This is a genomic window from Halomonas sp. KHS3 (genome assembly GCF_000830495.1).
Lineage (GTDB): Bacteria > Pseudomonadota > Gammaproteobacteria > Pseudomonadales > Halomonadaceae > Vreelandella > Vreelandella titanicae.
Genome location: NZ_JWHY01000012.1, coordinates 23,938 through 42,836, shown reverse-complemented (window position 1 = coordinate 42,836; position 18,899 = coordinate 23,938). Strand labels below are relative to the sequence as shown.

At 55.6% G+C, this 18,899-nt stretch carries 16 protein-coding genes; 15 read left to right on the top strand and 1 reads right to left on the bottom strand.

What is annotated here, in order from left to right; all coding sequences use genetic code 11:
• The first annotated feature begins 49 nt into the window (after positions 1-49).
• From RO22_RS21480 to RO22_RS21410, 15 genes are all read left to right on the top strand, one after another.
• Positions 50-2,197, top strand: a complete 2,148-nt coding sequence (locus tag RO22_RS21480; protein WP_041159379.1) for a PAS domain-containing methyl-accepting chemotaxis protein — start codon at positions 50-52, stop codon at positions 2,195-2,197.
• Entirely contained in the window at positions 2,194-3,066 is an 873-nt protein-coding gene (locus RO22_RS21475) for a CheR family methyltransferase (protein WP_022520925.1), read from the top strand. Before RO22_RS21480 ends, RO22_RS21475 begins: the two co-directional genes overlap by 4 nt.
• Before the next feature lie 91 nt (positions 3,067-3,157).
• Complete coding sequence (locus RO22_RS21470) at positions 3,158-4,219, top strand: chemotaxis response regulator protein-glutamate methylesterase (protein WP_009288439.1); 1,062 nt, start codon at positions 3,158-3,160, stop codon at positions 4,217-4,219.
• 59 nt (positions 4,220-4,278) lie between these two features.
• Positions 4,279-5,988 (top strand): methyl-accepting chemotaxis protein, encoded by a 1,710-nt coding sequence (locus tag RO22_RS21465; RefSeq protein ID WP_041159378.1) that lies wholly within the window; start codon positions 4,279-4,281, stop codon positions 5,986-5,988.
• A gap of 102 nt (positions 5,989-6,090) precedes the next feature.
• Positions 6,091-6,480 (top strand): chemotaxis response regulator CheY, encoded by a 390-nt coding sequence (gene cheY, locus RO22_RS21460; protein ID WP_022520923.1) that lies wholly within the window; start codon positions 6,091-6,093, stop codon positions 6,478-6,480.
• A gap of 41 nt (positions 6,481-6,521) precedes the next feature.
• Positions 6,522-7,217: a protein phosphatase CheZ gene (gene cheZ, locus RO22_RS21455; protein ID WP_009288441.1), complete on the top strand. Its 696-nt coding sequence runs from the start codon at positions 6,522-6,524 to the stop codon at positions 7,215-7,217.
• Positions 7,218-7,321: 104 nt separating this feature from the next.
• Complete coding sequence (gene flhB / locus RO22_RS21450) at positions 7,322-8,488, top strand: flagellar biosynthesis protein FlhB (protein ID WP_009288442.1); 1,167 nt, start codon at positions 7,322-7,324, stop codon at positions 8,486-8,488.
• Positions 8,485-10,572, top strand: coding sequence for a flagellar biosynthesis protein FlhA (gene flhA, locus RO22_RS21445; RefSeq protein ID WP_027958766.1), 2,088 nt, complete (start codon positions 8,485-8,487; stop codon positions 10,570-10,572). Before flhB ends, flhA begins: the two co-directional genes overlap by 4 nt.
• Positions 10,573-10,630: 58 nt before the next feature.
• Entirely contained in the window at positions 10,631-12,814 is a 2,184-nt protein-coding gene (flhF, locus tag RO22_RS21440; protein WP_009288443.1) for a flagellar biosynthesis protein FlhF, read from the top strand.
• Entirely contained in the window at positions 12,811-13,383 is a 573-nt protein-coding gene (locus RO22_RS21435; RefSeq protein ID WP_041159377.1) for a hypothetical protein, read from the top strand. The genes flhF and RO22_RS21435 overlap by 4 nt, the downstream gene beginning before the upstream one ends.
• 25 nt (positions 13,384-13,408) lie before the next feature.
• Positions 13,409-13,840 carry a flagellar protein FlhE gene (locus tag RO22_RS21430; RefSeq protein WP_039860577.1) on the top strand — a complete coding sequence of 144 codons (432 nt, stop codon included), beginning with the start codon at positions 13,409-13,411 and terminating at the stop codon, positions 13,838-13,840.
• A 26-nt stretch (positions 13,841-13,866) separates the two neighbouring features.
• Complete coding sequence (locus RO22_RS21425; protein ID WP_009288446.1) at positions 13,867-14,568, top strand: RNA polymerase sigma factor FliA; 702 nt, start codon at positions 13,867-13,869, stop codon at positions 14,566-14,568.
• A gap of 40 nt (positions 14,569-14,608) precedes the next feature.
• Positions 14,609-15,430 carry a motility protein A gene (locus RO22_RS21420; protein ID WP_022520917.1) on the top strand — a complete coding sequence of 274 codons (822 nt, stop codon included), beginning with the start codon at positions 14,609-14,611 and terminating at the stop codon, positions 15,428-15,430.
• A 5-nt stretch (positions 15,431-15,435) separates the two neighbouring features.
• Positions 15,436-16,110, top strand: coding sequence for a flagellar motor protein MotB (locus RO22_RS21415; RefSeq protein WP_022520916.1), 675 nt, complete (start codon positions 15,436-15,438; stop codon positions 16,108-16,110).
• A gap of 23 nt (positions 16,111-16,133) precedes the next feature.
• Positions 16,134-18,140, top strand: coding sequence for a sensor domain-containing diguanylate cyclase (locus tag RO22_RS21410; protein ID WP_084625514.1), 2,007 nt, complete (start codon positions 16,134-16,136; stop codon positions 18,138-18,140).
• A gap of 8 nt (positions 18,141-18,148) precedes the next feature.
• On the opposite strand, the gene RO22_RS21405 is transcribed toward RO22_RS21410, so the two are convergent.
• Positions 18,149-18,751: a hypothetical protein gene (locus RO22_RS21405; protein ID WP_041159375.1), complete on the bottom strand. Its 603-nt coding sequence runs from the start codon at positions 18,749-18,751 to the stop codon at positions 18,149-18,151.
• Positions 18,752-18,899: the final 148 nt, after the last annotated feature.

Sequence of the window (18,899 nt, the reverse complement as noted above, 5' to 3'; positions counted from 1 at the left end):
GGGCAGGCGCACTCTTTTTGAAAAATAAAACATTAAAAAAAGGCACACCATGCGTAATAACCAACCAGTCTCTCAGCGTGAAATCGAACTAAAAGAAGACGACTTCCTAGTCTCGCGTACCGATACGAAGGGACGCATCACCTATGCCAACCCTGCGTTTATCGATATTAGCGGCTTTGAACACGCAGAGCTGATAGGTGCGCCGCATAACCTGATACGCCACCCGGATATGCCGCCGGCAGCCTTTGAAAACCTCTGGAAAACCGTCAAAACGGGGGAAACGTGGCGAGGGCTGGTCAAAAACCGCTGCAAAAATGGCGACCACTACTGGGTAAATGCCAGCGTCACGCCGATTATCGAAGATGGACAAGTCGTGGGCTACACCTCGGTGCGTGTACAGGCAAGCCGCGCAGCCATTGAGCAGGCCGAGCGGGCCTACGCTGAAATACGCGAAGGCCGCAACAAGCGGCTTTACTTAGATAAAGGCCGGTTACGCCAGAAAGGTGTGATTAAGCGTTTGGCCCGGGTACGCCTCGACACCATTCGTGCCAAATTGGTAGGCATGATTGTCGTTGCAGGGCTGCTGTTATTAATCAGCGGTGGGCTTGGTCTGTATGGTTTGAATGTCTCTGGCGAGCGCTTGGGGCAACTGAATAATGACGGTCTGCGTGATGTTATTCGCCTGCAGAAAATCGATCAAACCATTGCCCAAACGCGCCAAGCGATGATTGAGCCAGAGCGTATGGAACTGATCAATCAACGCTTCGAGATGGGTGAAAGCATTGAGGAGAGCGCCGCAGAGGTTGCTGAGGTGTGGCAGGAGTATTATTCCCGTGAGGTCAATGCGACTGAGCTTGCCACCGAGTTTGACCAGCAGCTACAGACCTTCCTGCAGAACGGCATGGGCCAGGCGGCCAGCGTGCTTCAGGCAGAAGAGACCTACCAAGCCTTTACTGGTCTCGATGCTGTGATTAGCGTCATGACCAGCGAGGGCCGCATCCTGTCAGGCATGGTTAATCAACTGATTTCCCAGAAACAGCAGGCAGCTGAGGCCATGGCCGTTGATGCTCAGCAAGGTCTAACCACGATGCTGGGCGCTCAAGCCATAGTACTTGGAATTGGTTTACTGCTACTTATTTTGATCGGCATGGTTACCCTGCGGGCGATTACCAGGCCGCTAAAAAGTGCTGCAGGTTTTACGCTGCAAATTGCTGGCGGTAATTTGGCCGCTAAAGTCCCCGCCCAGAGACGCGATGAAGTGGGCCAATTGATGGACTCGCTGAATACTATGCGCAAAAGCCTCAGCAGCATCATCGCCGATGTAAAAAGCGGTATTGATGTGGTCACTCCGGCTGCTCAGGACATTGCCAGCGGCAACGAAGAGCTGTCGTCGCGTACTGAACAGCAGGCGGCCTCTTTGCAACAAACCGCCTCCAGCATGGAAGAAATGACTGCCACTGTGCGGCAAAACAGTGAGAACGCTCAAGAAGCCCGCCGTCTAGCCGATAACAATGCTATCCAGGTAACGAATACTGGCGAGTTGATGACACAGTTAGTCGACAACATGCAGCGGATTACCCAAAGCTCCCAGCAGATGGCCGATATTATCAATGTTATCGATTCGATCGCGTTTCAGACCAATATTCTGGCGCTGAATGCATCGGTAGAAGCGGCTCGGGCCGGCGAGCATGGGCGTGGTTTTGCGGTGGTGGCCGAAGAAGTGCGTAACCTGGCTGGCCGTAGCGCTGGTGCCGCCCAAGAAATTCGCGGTTTGATTGATGGCTCTAACCGTGAGGTAAGTGCGGGTGCCAGTATGGTCACCAAAGCCGAAGCTGCGATTAGCGAAGTGGCGGAAGCCGCGCGCAGTGTGACGCAGATCATGCACGAAATTTCAGCCGCCTCCGAAGAGCAGAGCCATGGTATTGCCCAGGTTAACCAAGCAGTAGCAGAGATGGATCAAGGTACCCAGCGTAATGCGGTGCGGGTTCAGGAAACCGCACGCGCGGCGGTCTCGCTTGAGAAGCAGGCGGGGCTATTAGCGCTATCGGTGGAAGCGTTTCGATTAAACAGTCAGGGGGCGCTACGTCCGCCAGCAGTGACAGCGACTAAGCACACTGCTCAGTTGCCTAGCACATCGTCGCCGAATTCGCCCGTTAAACGGCAGGCAGCCTCAGCAGAGGAGTGGGAAGCGTTTTGACCGAACAACGTGAACGGGTGGTAGACGCAGGTCAGTGGACATCGAGCAGTCAGATTGAGCGCGATCTAGTACTGACGGATGCGGATTTTACACGGATTCGCGAGCTGATTTATCAGCGCGCCGGCATTGTGCTGGCTGAGCATAAACGTGAAATGGTCTATAGCCGCCTAGCAAAGCGGCTACGCCACCATGGCATGACGCGCTTTACTGACTACTTGGTGCGCTTGGAGCGTCAGCCAGAAGCCAAGGAGTGGGAGGCGTTTACCAATGCACTGACCACTAACCTCACGGCCTTTTTTCGTGAGGCGCACCATTTTCCGCTGTTGGCTGAGCATATAAAGAACAAACAAGACCCGGTCACTATTTGGTGTTCGGCCGCCTCCACCGGGGAGGAGCCTTACTCGCTGGCAATGACATTGTTAGAAACGTTGGGCGCTAAAGCGTCGCAGGCCAAAGTGATCGCCACCGATATCGATACGGATGCGTTGGCCAGGGCTCGCGCTGGCGTTTATCCCCTGGAACAGGTGCGCAAGATCGATGAGGCACGGGTAAAGCGGTTTTTTCAGAAAGGAACGGGTAACCATGCGGGCTTTGCACGGATTCGCCCAGAAGTATCCGCACTGGTGGAGTTTTTGCCACTGAACCTGCTAGCGCCGCAATGGCCAATTAAAGGCCCTTTTGATGCCGTGTTCTGCCGAAACATCATGATTTATTTTGATAAAGATACTCAATCAAAAATTCTTAAACGCTTTGCACCACTGATGAAGCCCGATGGCTTGCTGTTTGCAGGCCACTCGGAAAACTTCTCGTATATCAGCGACGCATTCAAGCTGCGTGGTCAAACCGTTTATAACCTGGCCAAAAAATGAATAACTATCGTGTCTTTATAATCGCTTTAGGCGCTGTGGCTCCGGCGGTTGCAATAACACATCAGGCGTCTACAGCAAGAGGAGGCGTGCTTTGAGCGCAGCCAAGATCAAAGTGTTGTGTGTCGATGATTCGGCGCTAATTCGCGATTTGTTAACGGAAATTATTAACTCCCAGCCCGATATGGAAGTCGTTGCGGTAGCGCCTGACCCCATTGCCGCCAGGGATTTGATCAAGCAGCACAATCCTGATGTGCTCACCCTTGATGTGGAAATGCCACGTATGGATGGCTTGGATTTTCTTGAGCGTTTGATGCGCCTGCGTCCTATGCCGGTATTGATGGTGTCGTCGCTCACCCAAAGCGGTTCGGAGATTACCCTGCGTGCACTAGAGCTTGGTGCGCTGGATTTTGTCGCCAAGCCGAGTCTGGGCATCCGTAATGGGATGATGGAGTACGCTGACGAGATTGCCGAAAAATTGCGCGCCGCTGCGCGTTCACGGCCTCGTCAGGCGCGGCATAAAAACACTCCGCCACCGGAAGCCCTGAAAGCCCCGTTAGTGTCGAGTGAAAAGCTGATCATTATTGGCGCGTCTACGGGGGGCACTGAGGCGATTCGTGCGGTACTTGAGCCGTTGCCCGCCAACGCCCCGGCGATTTTGATTACCCAGCATATGCCCGGCGGTTTTACCCGTTCGTTTGCGGAGCGCTTAGACCGGCTGTGCCGGATTACGGTGAAAGAGGCCGCCGACGGCGAGCGGATTCTACCTGGGCACGCTTATATCGCCCCAGGGGATCAACACCTTAAGTTAGCGCGTAGCGGTGCCAACTACGTAGCGCGGTTAGATAGCGGCCCACCGGTTAATCGCCACCGCCCCTCGGTAGACGTGCTGTTCCATTCAGCGGCTCAGCATGCGGGCAAGAACTCCATCGGTGTTATTTTAACCGGCATGGGTAAGGACGGTGCGGCAGGGCTGCTAGAGATGCGCCAAGCGGGTGCGCCCACCATTGCCCAGAATGAGCAGACTTGTGTGGTCTTCGGTATGCCCCGTGAAGCTATTGCTGTCGGGGGGGCTGTGGAAGTGGTGGCGTTAGATGACATTCCCTCGCGAATGATGGCGCTGATCGCCGCCTCCGGCCGCGCCCAGCGTGTGTAGTGCAATTCATAAAAAGTTAGTAATCATAAAAACTAAATAAGCTCGCAAGGGAAATCACAATGAACCGTTTACTGCGCAATTTGAGTATTCACGCCGCCGTGGTCACATCGCTTTGCTGCTTTGTCGTGCTGATTTTAATGATTTCGGGCTTGAGTGTGGTGGCCGATCGCAATTCACAAAATAACTTAGCCACGCTAAGCGGTATCAGCGATGCGCAGTTAAATGAGGTTAACCGTGCCGATTCGTTGCTTAACCAAGCCATGTTGGCCATGGAAACTGCCTCCAACTACCTGATGGTAGGACAGACCCAGCAATCCAATGAGCAGGTTGCCGTTGCCGCTGATCGCATTGAGCGTTCTGAACAGCGTTTTGAGCGCTTTGCGGCAAACTCATTTTCACCGCAAGGCGAAGCATTGGCGAACACCCTAATTGAAGATTTTAATACCGTAATGGGGCTAGTTAAACAACAGCACGATACCTTTGAATATATGGACTTAACCAGCTACAACAACCTGCGCGATGAGCTGGTAGAGCCGATAAATAGCTTATCTGAAAGTATGACGGCGTTTGTGGCCTACGGCTTCCAGCGGGTAGATACCATTCGCGCTGACGCGGATGCCCAAGGCAATCTGTTTGCCATGATCAATGCTGGAGCGGTGATTTTTGCCTTACTGATGACCTTGATAATCTACCTAGGTTTACGCCGTACAGTGATTGCGCCGCTAAGAGGCGCCATCCAACGGCTTGATGCGATTGCTGAGGCTGATTTGACCAACCCGCTGCCGGAAGCAGGTAAAAATGAAATTGGCCGTTTGTTTGGTGCTATGGGCACCATGCAGCAAAACCTCACCAATATCGTTGGCCGGGTGCGTGAAGGCAGTAACGAAATTCACCACGGCACCCGTGAGATTGCCAGCGGCAACGCTGATCTCTCCTCACGTACAGAGCAGCAGGCGGCATCGATTCAACAAACCGCGGCCAGCATGGAAGAGATGACCGCGACGGTAAAACAGAACGCCGACAATGCTCGTCAAGCCAGCACCCTGGCAGCAGACGCTTCCACCACGGCTGAGCGCGGTGGACAAGTGGTGGAGCAAGTGGTGCAAACTATGCACGGTATCTCCACCAGCTCGAAAAAAGTCGCCGATATCACCAGCGTTATTGACTCAATTGCTTTTCAAACCAATATTCTGGCTCTCAACGCCTCGGTAGAGGCCGCCCGCGCCGGCGAGCAAGGTCGCGGATTTGCGGTGGTGGCGGGGGAAGTGCGTAATTTGGCCAGCCGCAGTGCGGATGCGGCCAAAGAGATTAAAACTCTGATTGATGCTTCGGTAACACAAATTCAGCAAGGCTCCACTCTGGTCGAGCAGGCCGGTACCACGATGTCGGATGTGGTTACTGCAGTGCGCCGTGTTACCGATATCATGGATGAAATCTCCGCTGCCTCCCAAGAGCAGAGTGACGGTATTGAGCAAGTCAGCCAAGCCGTGGGCCAGATGGATCAAGTCACCCAACAAAATGCCGCGCTGGTACAGCAAGCCTCTGCGGCGGCGGCCTCCCTTGAGGAACAGGCCAACCGGTTGGAGCAAGCCGTAGCCGTGTTTAAGCTGTTAGGTATGCAGGGGGCGTCCCATCAGGCGCTGCCTTCCTCATCGCCAGCAACGGACGTTATGCCTGCGCCTAGGGCCGACCAGCAAGCTCGTCGCCCAGCTCCAGCTCCAGCTCCAGCCTCGCAGCGCAGCGACCACGAAGAGTGGGAGGAATTCTGAAGAACCGTTTTGAAAGAGCCGTTTCAAAGTAGCCGTTTTAAACCCCTGACTGTACTTTTCAGTCGCCCTTGTGCCATATACTGATTGATTAGAGGATGACCCATGGCAGATAAGAATATGAGTTTCCTGGTTGTAGACGACTTTCCCACCATGCGTCGGATCGTACGTAGTCTGCTTAAGGAGTTGGGCTTCACCAACGTGGATGAAGCCGAAGATGGACAAGATGCGCTCAATAAGCTGCGTGCCGGCAAGTTTGAGTTCGTCGTTTCCGATTGGAACATGCCGAACCTTGATGGCCTGGAGATGCTCAAGGAGATCCGTCAGGATGACGCCTTGAAAGACCTTCCTGTGTTGATGGTGACCGCAGAAGCGAAGAAAGAGAACATTATAGCGGCTGCTCAGGCGGGCGCTAACGGCTATGTCGTCAAGCCGTTCACTGCCGCTACCCTCGAAGAAAAGCTCAATAAGATCTTCGACAAACTGGGTATGTGAGCAACTGGGCCTATGTGCTTGGTTAACGAGGAGACAACGTTATGAGCCAGAATGAGCAGTCCGATTCTGCCCAATCGTCCGAACAAGCCGCCGAAGACTTAATTCATCGCATCGGTAAGTTGACGCGCATGCTGCGCGAAAACATGCGTGAACTGGGGCTTGATAAAGAGATTGAGAAGGCGGCCGAAGCCATCCCCGATGCACGCGACCGCTTGCACTATGTCGCCACCATGACGGAGCAGGCAGCAGATCGAGCGCTCAATGCCGTTGACCGTGCGCAGCCGCTGCAGGATCAGTTGTCAGACCGGGCGGAAGCGTTGGATAAACGCTGGGCCGAGTGGTTTGAAGCACCGAAAGAGCTGGATGAGGCGAAAGCGCTCGTTGTCGAGACACGCACTTATCTTAGCGAAGTGCCCGATGTGGTTTCAGCGACTAACAAAGAACTGATGGAAATCATGATGGCTCAGGACTTTCAGGACCTGACCGGCCAAGTGATTAAGAAGATGATGGACGTGATCCATGAGATCGAACATCAGTTGGTGCAAGTGTTGATCGATAACGCGCCGGGCGCCCATGCACGAGAAACGCTGCAGCGCAAGGCCGAGGATCAGTGGAAAAGCGACAGTGCACGGCGTAACGAAGAGCTTTTGAATGGGCCGCAAGTGAAGGATAATGTCCCTGATACAGTCTCTGGGCAAGATCAAGTAGACGACTTATTGGACGAATTAGGCTTCTAAGATGCGTTATTAAACGCCCTCTGGGCACGCAAGTACGCCATTCAGCCGTCCCTATGGACGGCTGAATACGTGATAAGCTTTGCTTCACCTGGCCGGATACCCGTATGGCAGATAACGATAGCGACCAGGAAAAGACCGAAGAGGCCACGCCCAGGCGGAAAGAGAAAGCCCGTGAAGAGGGCCAAGTTGCCCGTTCCCGCGAGTTAAATACGTTTTTACTTTTGCTGGGTGGTGTGATTGGCCTCTATAGCATGGGCAACATGCTCTACGACCAGCTGGGTGCGGTGATGGAGCAAGCTTTCTTGTTTGAGCGCCGCCAGGCAATGGAAAGTACGCCGATGCTGGTCAATGCGCTGGACCTTGGTCAGCGCACGCTATTTGCCATGATGCCGCTGTTTTTACTGTTAGCCATCATTGCATTAGTTGCCCCTGGGCTGATGGGAGGCTGGCTGATATCGGGTAAATCGATGCAGCCCAAGTTTTCCAAGCTAAACCCTATTAAGGGCGTAAAGCGTATCTTCTCCACCCAGGCTCTGATCGAATTGGCAAAAGCGATTGCCAAATCGTTTCTGGTAGGGGGCGTGGCTGCGACGTTTTTGTATTTCAACATCGGCAAATTTATGGCGCTAATGGATCAGCCTATCCAGCAAGCGCTAACCAATGCCTTAAGCATGGCGGCTCAGGCAGCTGGGCTAATGGTGCTGGTGTTGATCGTGGTCATTTTGATCGATGTCCCTTTCCAGCTCTGGGACAATGCTAAGAAGCTGCGCATGAGTCAGGAAGAGATTAAGCGTGAGCACAAAGAGTCCGAAGGCGACCCGCATGTGAAGGCGCGCATTCGCCAGCAGCAGCAGGCCATGGCGCGGGGCAGGATGATGAGCAAAGTACCCGAAGCGGATGTCATCATCACCAACCCTACGCACTACGCGATAGCACTGACTTATCAGGAAGGCAGTATGGGCGCCCCGCGGCTGGTGGCAAAAGGCGCCGACGCAGTGGCTGTACGCATTCGCGAAATCGCTGAAGAGGCAGGCGTGCCTCGCTTGCAGGCAGCACCATTGGCGCGGGCCCTGTATCATCACGTCGATCTAGATGCAGAAGTACCTGCCGAACTGTATACCGCGGTGGCGGAAGTAATGGCCTGGGCCTACCGCCTCAAGCAAGTATCACAACAAGGAGGCGAGGTGCCCCCAACCCCCGATAACCTGCCGGTTCCGCCGGAGATGGAAAGCCCCGGGCATGGCGCCGGTGGTAATGAGGCGCAACCATGAAAGGCTTGAGTCAGCTAGTAGGTCGGCGCGACTGGATGGGTGATGTGCGCATGAAGCTGCTGGTCGGGCCGCTGCTCATCCTCATGATTTTGGGCATGATGATTGTGCCCTTGCCTCCCTTCGCCCTGGATTTACTCTTCACCTTCAACATCGCTCTGGCCATTATGGTGTTATTGGTCAGCATGTTTACGCAGAAGCCGCTGGACTTTGCGGCGTTTCCTGCCGTGTTGCTATTTACTACGCTGCTGCGCCTGTCGCTCAATGTGGCTTCTACCCGTGTGGTGCTGATGGAGGGCCACCAAGGCGGCGCCTCTGCGGGTAAGGTCATTGAAGCGTTCGGGGCGTTTCTGGTCGGCGGTAATTTCGCTGTTGGCCTAGTGGTCTTCCTGATTCTTGTCATCATCAACTTTATGGTTATCACCAAAGGTGCTGGCCGTATTGCCGAAGTGGGTGCGCGCTTTACCCTGGATGCAATGCCTGGTAAGCAGATGGCCATCGATGCCGATCTGAACGCCGGCTTGATCGGCGAAGAAGACGCCAAAAAGCGCCGCGCGGAGGTTTCTCAAGAGGCGGATTTCTTTGGTTCCATGGACGGCGCAAGTAAGTTTGTCCGTGGCGATGCCATTGCCGGTTTGGTGATTATGGTGGTCAATATCATCGGCGGGCTGATGATTGGCATGCTGCAGCACGATATGAGCTTTGGCGCTGCTGGTCAGACCTATATGTTGTTGGCGATTGGTGATGGCCTGGTGGCGCAAATCCCTGCTTTGGTGATCTCCACCGCCGCGGGTGTCACAGTATCCCGGGTCAGCATGGATACGAACGAAGATATTGGCCAGCAAATGCTTAGCCAATTGTTCGTTAATCCTCAGGTACTGATTTTGGCTGCCGTGGTGATGGGCATGCTGGGTATGGTACCTGGCATGCCCAATTTCGTATTTCTATTCTTTACCGCGTTGTTGGCTGGCCTGGCATGGCTGTTAACGCGCCAAAAAGAGAAGGCGTTGGTCAAGGAGGAGATTGCCGCGGCACCGGTGCCTTTACAGGAGACTCCCGAAGCGAGTTGGGAAGATGTGCAACTGGTCGATACGCTTGGCCTGGAAGTGGGCCATCGCTTAATCCCGCTGGTGGACTCGCGTCAAAAAGGCGAGCTGCTCGGGCGCATTAAGAGCGTACGTAAGAAGTTTGCCCAAGAAGTGGGTTTCCTGCCGCCGGTCGTCCATATCCGTGATAATTTGGAGCTGCCGCCGAACGCCTATGTACTCTCCATGAAAGGCGCCGAGATTGGTCGCGCCGAGGCACAACCAGGTAAATGGCTAGCGATTAACCCCGGGCAGGTATCGGGCGAGCTGCAGGGCACCCATACTCAGGATCCCGCTTTTGGCTTGCCCGCTGTCTGGATTGATAGCAACCAGCGTGAGCATGCCCAGGTGTATGGCTACACCGTTGTGGATGCCAGTACCGTCATAGCGACCCACTTGAACCACTTGTTGCACCGTCATTCACCCGAGATGCTGGGCCGTCAGGAAGTACAGAAGTTGCTGGATAAAATGGGCGATGATCAAAAAGCGTTGGTCGAAGAGGTGATCCCCAAAGCTATTTCATTGACGGTACTGCAGCGCATCTTGCAAAACCTGCTTGACGAAGATGTCTCTATCCGCGACATGCGCACTATTCTCGATACCCTGGCCGAGTACGCCACACAGCAAAAAGATCCTAATGAGCTGACGGCGCTGGTGCGAGTCTCGCTGGGGCGCGCCATTGTCCAGCAGTGGTTTGCGGGGCAGGAGACACTCAATGTCATGGGGCTGGATGCTCAACTGGAACAAGTGCTGGTACAGGCCATGAATGGCAACGGCGCCATGGAGCCCGGGTTGGCAGAAACGCTGATGACCCAGGCCCAGCAGGCGCTGGAGCGTCACGAAAGTTCCGGCGAGCCGCCGGTGCTGGTCGTGCAACATTCACTAAGGGCGGTGCTGTCGCGCTTCTTGCGTCGCCGGTTACGCCATATGTCGGTACTGTCCCAGGCTGAAATTCCCGACGATCGCACATTAAGAGTGACCACAGTGGTCGGCGGACGTTAAAGATGGCACGCCGTGATAGGCTAGCGTCGTCCATTTTCAGAACAGGCAAGGGTAAATCATGAGCGTTAGACGTTTCGTGGGAGCCAATAGTCGTGATGTGATGCGCCAAGTGCGTGAAACGCTCGGTGAAGACGCCTTGATTGTCGCAAATCGGCGTACCGAAGGGGGCGTTGAAATTTTAGCGATGGCGGATGAAGCCATCGACCACTTTGAACCCTCACCAGAACCTGCACCACCCGAAACGCCGACAGCACCCCCAGCGCAAGACCCCATGCAGGCGATGAGCGAGCGCTTACTGCGCGAAATGCAGGATATGCGAGCGCTGCTGGCAAACAGCCAGTCAACCCATACTGCTTCACCATCGCCAGCAGCGCCCACCGGAACGGCTGCACGGCTGCGTCAACTGCTATGGAATGTGGGTTTTAGCAGCGAAATTGCCGATGAACTGCTGGCTGGGTTGCCTGCATCGCTAACCAGGTTAGACGGCGATAGCGAAGCCCCACTGCAGTGGCTGCGACAGCAGTTAATGGATCGCCTTTACGTACTCAACGATGAAGCAAGCTTTTTCGACCAAACCGGCATTGTTGCCCTGGTGGGGCCAACGGGGGTAGGTAAAACCACCACCACCGCCAAGCTGGCCGCTCGTTTTGTGATGCGCCACGGCACGCGCCCGGTAGCGCTGGTTACCACCGACAGCTTCCGGATCGGTGCCCATGAGCAGTTGCGCATTTATGCGCGCCTGCTGGATACCCCGATGTACGCCTTGGATGCCGAACAGCCCATCGACGATTTGCTGGGCCGCCTGCAGGGCAAGCAGTGGGTAATTATCGACACCGTAGGCATGAGTCAGCGTGACCAGCGGGTGATAGAGCAGATTGCCCACCTGCAAGGAGGACGCTCGCGGGTACGTTTGGTGCTGCTACTCAATGCTGCCAGCCAACCGGAAACCCTCGAAGAAGTGGTGCTGCGCTACCGTCAGGCCGCGCGGGCGGCGGGCGCAGAGTTAGATGACTGTATTATCACCAAACAGGATGAGGCGGGACGTCTGGCTCCAGTGTTAGATATTATTATGCGTCACGGGATGCGCGTCCTGTTTGGTTCTAATGGTCAGCAGGTGCCCGAAGATATGGCCCTTGCCGCCCCCGATGCGCTAGTGGATCAAGCGCTGAGTACCGCGACTCCTCAGCGTGAACGGGTGCAAAGTGCCGATGCGCCGATGGGAATGCCGCGCTGGTCGCGGGATGTCCTGGGCCAAGGGCGTCGTTTGTCGTCGCTATTGGCGAGGTTGCGCCAACGTGTCACGGGATTTGCGGAATTAGAAGAGATCTGGAACCTAGCTTCGCTGCCTAGTCGTTTGCAGGAAACGCATTTGGATGCATTACTTGCCGGTTATCCAGCGGCAAAGACCACCTTAGGGATGGCGTGGTTTCCGCGGCGCAATGAGCGCGGCTGCGACTGGGCAATGCCGGACATTGGCCTGGACACGGATGGTGCCTGGCTGGCGCTACCCTGGCTGCAGCATCGCCACGCCGCAGGATGGCAGCCACGCTTAGCCGCGCTGTCGGCATCGAGCGGTGTAGCGGTGCACTTACTGCCGCGCTTCCCTGAACCGGATGCACTAGCGTGGCTGGAAGCTGAGCACTTGACCTGGGTCAGCCAAGTGGCCCCCAGTCATCGGTTACGCTTTCACCACGAACGTCAATCTATCCGCCAGCTATTTAGTGACAGTGTGCTAACGCACCATGTGGGCGTGCGTTTTCGTGGCCAATCGGTGCAACTGTGGACTGCCTACGCCGAAGTCGAGGACGCCAGCGGCACGGCTCTACTCGCCTGGTTCGGTGAAGTTCGCGATCCGGAAAGCGCCAAAGTAGTGGCGCGCCGCTACTGGCTTACCCCCGCTCGGCTAGGAGCAGAGGTGCTCTCACTGCTGTTAACCCAGCTGCAAAGCGAAGGCTTGGCCGCCTTGACGCGTCGCGCGTGGCAGCAGTTAAAAGAGGCCGATAGCGGGGATCTAAATGCTGAAGTTCGCCTATTGATGGCCAGCGGTGTGGCATCGGTCGCCGGGCATCTCGATGTTGCTGATGATGAGGAGGCGCAGACGCTGCGTGGCGATCTGCTCAACCTGTTAGGCAACAGCCGTCGCCGCCGCGATACCGGCATGCTTGATGCACTGGTCTACGCCTTTATGGCACGAGATGCGATTCGTCAAATGGGCAGTGTTAGTCGAGAGGGCGTGGTGTGAGCGAACAGGATCAAGCATCGGGTCTACGCAAGTGGGCAAACCTGCAGCGCCAACAGCAGCAAGCTGAGGGTACAGTTGATGTTGCGGCGGCAGAACACGTGCCGGAATCTAAACAGCCTACCTCTCTGTTAACGCCGACAGCTGCAGCGGTGGAAGAGCCAGCAACGGTGGTAGCGCACCAGCCCAAAATTCCGCTTATTGTGGTCGGGCTACCAGGTAGTGGTGCAGCCCAGGTGAACAAGGTTAAAGCAAGATTAGGGCAGTGGTCGACGTTAGGTCGAAGCTGGGCCGGTGATCCTGAGGATTGGGATATTCATATCGTCATGGCCGAAACGGCCGACCTAGCCCAACTTTGCGATCAATACAGCCGTTGGGCACTGTGGATCAGTAGCGATGCCGATACCTTTGCTTCCATGTTCCGTACCTTGCGTCAATTACATGAGCGTGGCGGGCCGCGCCGTTTGCTGGCGCTCCACGAGCCGCATTTGCCGCGTCAAGGGTTGCTCAATAACTTGCGTGAGGCAGCTGATTACTACTTAAATATGGAGCTGTTGGTACTTGCACGATGAGCGCACTCTGCTGAGGAGACCAAGCATGCTAAGCTGGCTATTAAGAGGGAGACTGCTACTGAGCCCAGTACTGCTGACAGGGTGTCTACTAGCAGGGTTAACGGGAAACGCTCAGGCGACACCCGGTAGCTGGAGCAGCCAGATACCAGGTCTGATGGTAGCGATGAGTGATAGGGCAAGTGCTAGTCAAAACGCTACCCCACCCGCTGCTGCTAACAATGTGGAGTCAGCACAGCTCGGGCGTATTCATTGGCAGTTTCAATATCCCCCTGGTGCGTTATTAAACGCTTGGCTGTGCCATCCTGAGCAGTGCGTTGCGTTAGCTGGCATGCGGGGGACTACCACTGCCCTGGCGGGGTTTGCCGCGGATGCGCCGTTGCATTTTCGCTTCGCTTTACGTCCGGGGCAGCGGCCTGTTCGTGTCCAGGGGCTGCAAATGATTGTGAACTATCAGTGAAGGCTGGATAGACGCGAGGCGAGAGGATGTACACAGCACAAGGCAGGATCAAACAGAGTGAGCTGTTGACGCAATACATGCCACTGGTACGACGTCAGGCCTTGACGCTTCAGGTCCGTTTGCCAGCCAGCATTGAGCTCGACGACCTTATTCAAGCCGGGATGGTAGGGCTGCTGGAAGCACTGGGGCGCTTCGATGCCACCCAGGGAGCAACGTTCGCGACGTTTGCCAGTCAGCGTATTCGCGGTGCAATGATGGATGAATTACGTACCCGCGACTGGTTGCCCCGCAGCGTGCGCCGCTCAGCGCGAGCGGTTGACAGTGCCGTTCGTCAATTAGAGCAACAGCTCGGACGGGCACCAGAAGAGAACGAAATCGCCCAACACCTTGAAATGCCGTTGAGTGAGTATCAGCAGCTCCTCAACGACACCAACAGTGGTCAACTGTTGCCGTTTGAAGAGCTGGTGGCCGATGGTGGCGAGCCTAGCAATAATGAATTGGCTAATTCACCGTTCGAGCAGTTGCTAGACGGCCAGCAACGACAAACGTTGATTGAGGCAATTGAAGCGCTGCCAGAGCGTGAAAAGCTGCTAATGGCGCTGTACTACCAAGAAGAACTCAACCTTAAGGAAGTAGGGGCTGTGTTGGGCGTCACGGAGTCACGCGTTTCACAACTGCACAGCCAAGCCGTCAGCCGCTTACGCGCGCGTTTACACGACTCGGCATAACACCTCTTTTTACTCACTTGTGACCGGCAAGGAGCCGTGGATGAACCCTTCGACGCTGATAGGCATATTTGCCAGCATACTACTGTTGGTGAGCGTGCTGTTTTTCACCGCAGAGTCCCCTGAAAGTTTTATCAATTTGCCGGGTTTGGCCATTGTGGTGACCGGTACCCTAGCGGCAACCTTTATCAGCTATCCGCTGAAAGAGGTGCTGCGTGTCGTACGGTTGGTGGGCTTGGTATTCCGGCGCGAAAATACCTATATGCGTGACGATATCCGCGAATTGGTGGATATGTCGCGACTCTGGTTTAAGGGCGATGTACGTGCTGTCGAGCGCGAGTTGGAGCATACCCGAAACCCGTTTTTGCGTACCGGGATCCAACTGGTCATTGCCAACACCAAAGAGGATGAAATTTTTGACATGCTGCGTTGGCGCATTGCCCGTCTTAAAGCGCGTGAGCATGCTGAGGCACAAATATTCCGTACCATGGCCACCTACGCACCCGCATTTGGCATGATCGGCACCCTGGTGGGGCTGGTCAATATGCTGGAAGTCATGGACGCAGGCGACCTGCAGGTGATCGGCCCGCGCATGGCGGTGGCCCTGCTCACCACCTTCTACGGCATTTTACTCGCCAACTTGGTGTTTAAGCCGATTGCGGTGAAACTCGAGCGCCGCACCGAAGAGCGGCTGATTACCATGAACATGGTGCTGGAAGGTATTTCGCTGATTACCAAGCGCCGCCTGCCGTCGTTTATTGAAGAGACCCTCAACTCGTTTGTAGCTAACTATCACGATGAGATCCGTGATAACAGCGTCAAACCAAGGCCTGATTCGTCGGTTAGTGCGGCGGCGAAGGGGTAGGCCAGATGCTTGACCGTGATACGCGCCACGCACTGGAAATGACGCCGTCGCCAGGCGATGGTGACGAGGGTTGGCTAACCAGCTATTTGGATGTGCTGACGCTGCTAATCACGCTCTTTGTGCTGCTGCTTTCACTGACACCGCCGGGAGGCGGTGAGGCGGCTGATACTGCTTTCATGCGCTCGGCTAGCGCTGTATCATCATTGCCGCTGGCGTCTCTAGCCACTGGTATTCAGCCCCGCCATTCAGGGGTTCAGCCGCAGTTTGATGGGCTCGACATCCCCGGTGTCAGTGTTTCGCAAGGGAGTGAAGGGGTCACGTTACGTATTGATACCAGCCTTTTATTTCCCAGCGGTCAAGCTGTACTGACTTCCCGTGGGCAAGAGGTGGTAGAAAGCCTTATCGATGTGCTGACCCGTTTTGACGGTCAGATTTCGGTAGAAGGCCACACCGACAGCGTGCCTATTTCAACGGCCCGCTTCCCCTCTAATTGGGAGCTTTCATCAGCGCGGGCTATCGCTGTGGTGAGGCATTTAGAGCGCCAAGGATTCAATATCTCTCGTATGCGGGCCGTCGGTTATGCCGACACCCAACCCATGGAACCGAACGCAACGGCGGAGGGCCGAGCTGCCAACCGTCGCGTAGAGTTGTTGCTAAGGCAGCAGGTCGAGGGTGAATAGATTGCGAGGCCACGTTTGTGTCCATGTACCACCCGCGGTTGCAGTCGTTTGGAGCTCTGCTGGTTTTAGATGCCGATTGTCGCCGCATTCAAGCCAGTAGCACCAACTTAACCCGCTTGACCGGTATTGAGCGCCCTGAAAATGGGCCGCACACTCTTGCCTATGTGTTAGGAAAACGGCTAAGCCAGCGGGTGCGCCGCGAGTTGCAGGGGCAGCAGAAACTCTCCGGCCCGCTGGTGTTTATTCGTTCCAAGCATAGCAACATGCGTTTTCAGCTCTATGCTTACCGAGCAGGTGGGAAGGTCATCGTCGAGATTGAGCCACTCAACCCCCAAGGTAAGCGCCGCCTGCTTGGCACAGTCAATGAGCGGCTGATGCATTTAGCCGACGCAACCCACCAGGAAGAGCTGCTCGACTGCTTGGTTAACGCTATTCAACAGCTCACCGGCCATGATCGCGTCACCGTGTGCCATTTCGACAGTGATTGGCATGGTTTAATGGTTGCCGAAGCGCTGGGCAACCAGCTGCCCTCGCTGTTGGGTCAGCGCTTCCCCTCAAGCGACTTCCCTGTCGCCTTACGCAAAAGTTACCAACATTACCCCGTTCGGTTAATTGAAGACGTCGATGCGCCGCCTGAAACGCTGACTCCCGCCTACTCGGGAGTGAGCCTTAGCGGCAGCTTTTTACGCGCCCCTGCCCCTGAGCGGCAGCGATATTTAAATCGCCTGGGGGTGCGTGGGTCATTCAGTTTGGCCATGCAGGGGGATACTGGCTTATGGGGTCTAGTGTTTTGCCATTCGCCAGCACCGCACTCGGTTGAACCCCCCGTGCGTGATGCCGTTCGCACCCTCGTGCAAATGGCCACCCAGCGCATGCTGTTGCTACGGGCGCGTCAAGAAGCCCGCTACCTACAACGGGTTCAGGATAGCCTCGTGCTCAGTGCGCGAGCGCGCAGCGAGCCGCAAAGTCCCCAACAGTTACTTCATGAGCAGGCGGCTATCTGGATGAAGCTGTTTCGCGCCCATGGCGTGGTGCTGTGGGTGAATGGTGGCGCTTATCAAGCGGGTGTGACGCCGACTCCAGAAGCGATAAGCCAGTTTGTGCTGCGCCTGGAAAGAACTCATGTACATAGCGGCCCTTGGTGCACGCGCGAAATCGGCAAAGAGACGTTAACCGCTTCGCTAGCCATGCCCGAGCAGTGTGGGGCTCTAGCAGTGCCGCTGCCAATGAGTTCGACCCAGCGCGCCTGGCTGATTTTTTTTCGCCCCGAGCAGGTGGAAACGCTGTATTGGGCGATGCAGCCTACAACCAACCCTAAACCGGCCGTGATATTGGCTCCATCGGTTGCTTGGTCTGAAGAGGTAGTCGGCAGAAGTGAAGCGTGGCTGCGGGTAGAGCGCTTAGCGGCGGTAGACTTGGGGGAAGACCTGACGCTGGCGATTTCTGCCTATGAAATTAGCTCACTGAATATGCACCTGGAGCACGAACGCAAAGCCCTTGCCGAAGCCAACCAGCGTCTTGAGCAATTAGCCCATTTCGATCCTCTAACCAAGGTGTGGAACCGTTACCGCATCGAAGAAGCGATCAATGCAGAGCTGGTGGCTGCCAAGCGCTATGCGGCCGCTTTTGCCTTGCTACTGTTCGATGTGGATAACTTTAAGCAGATCAACGATGCTCACGGCCATAGCGTGGGTGACGATGTGCTGGTGGCCCTGGCGCGCTTAGTGGAAAGCTCGCTGCGTGGCTGCGACCACCTGGGCCGTTGGGGAGGCGAAGAGTTTATTGTGCTGGCGACTCATTCCGATGTTGATGCCGCCACTGGCCTGGCTGAGCGGCTGCGCTCGCTGGTAGAAGAGCTGCGTATAGAGGGCGTTGAGCAAACGGTTACAGTGAGTATCGGTGTCGCCGTTTGGCAGCCGGGTGACAGCTGTAAAACCCTTATCTCCCGGGCTGATGACGCCATGTACCGCGCTAAGCATGGCGGACGCAACCGCGTTGAAATGGCGCTTGAGCCTGTGGTGCTGATTTAAGCAAACCTTTAGGTGCCACTACCTTCACACTGGGTGAGCATCCGGTTGATCGCCGCATCGGCGCCTTTTAGGCTAAAGGTCATATACCACGGCTCGCGCTCGTCCTGGTCGAAGCCGAGAAATAGCTGCTCCCCCTGGCGCATGTCGGCCATCAGTGATGCCAAGTCACTTAAATAAAAGTGAGCATAAAACCCGTCATCGCCGCGCTCAGTGATAAATTCCGCCATGGTGTCGATAACGGGCCGCTCATCGATGCGCAGCCGAGTGGGCACCAGGTTTACTGTACGGCTCTCTCCCTGCTGCTGCTCAAGGGTGACGCGCATCTCCAGCCAGGGTAAATCGCAAACGCCCGAGGTGGCATTCAAGCTCAGCGTCGCATCCGAGTAGCTGTGGGTTTCTACCGCCCGATAGTGGCGTTCGCCCCCCAGTGAGAGCGTCATTGACTGCCAATGGTCGTGGGTGGCCACATCGTCGGTATTGAAGGTGGTCGCGTTAGTGACGGGCGTAGCGACCATCCACATGGTCGCTATCGCCACAACGGTAAACGTGAGCGTGCAAAGATACTGGGATGGAGAGCGCAGGAAGTGAGTTGCGGACATGATCAAAGCCATTTAACCCAAAACCCCAGTCTATATCGTGTTTGGGATTGGCAAAACAGTAACGCGCTGATTTTCCTATATATGGTAGAAAAAATTAAAAAAAGTGCCTCATATGGTGGGAGGTCACGTCTATACTTCACTCCGATGCTACGTATAATCG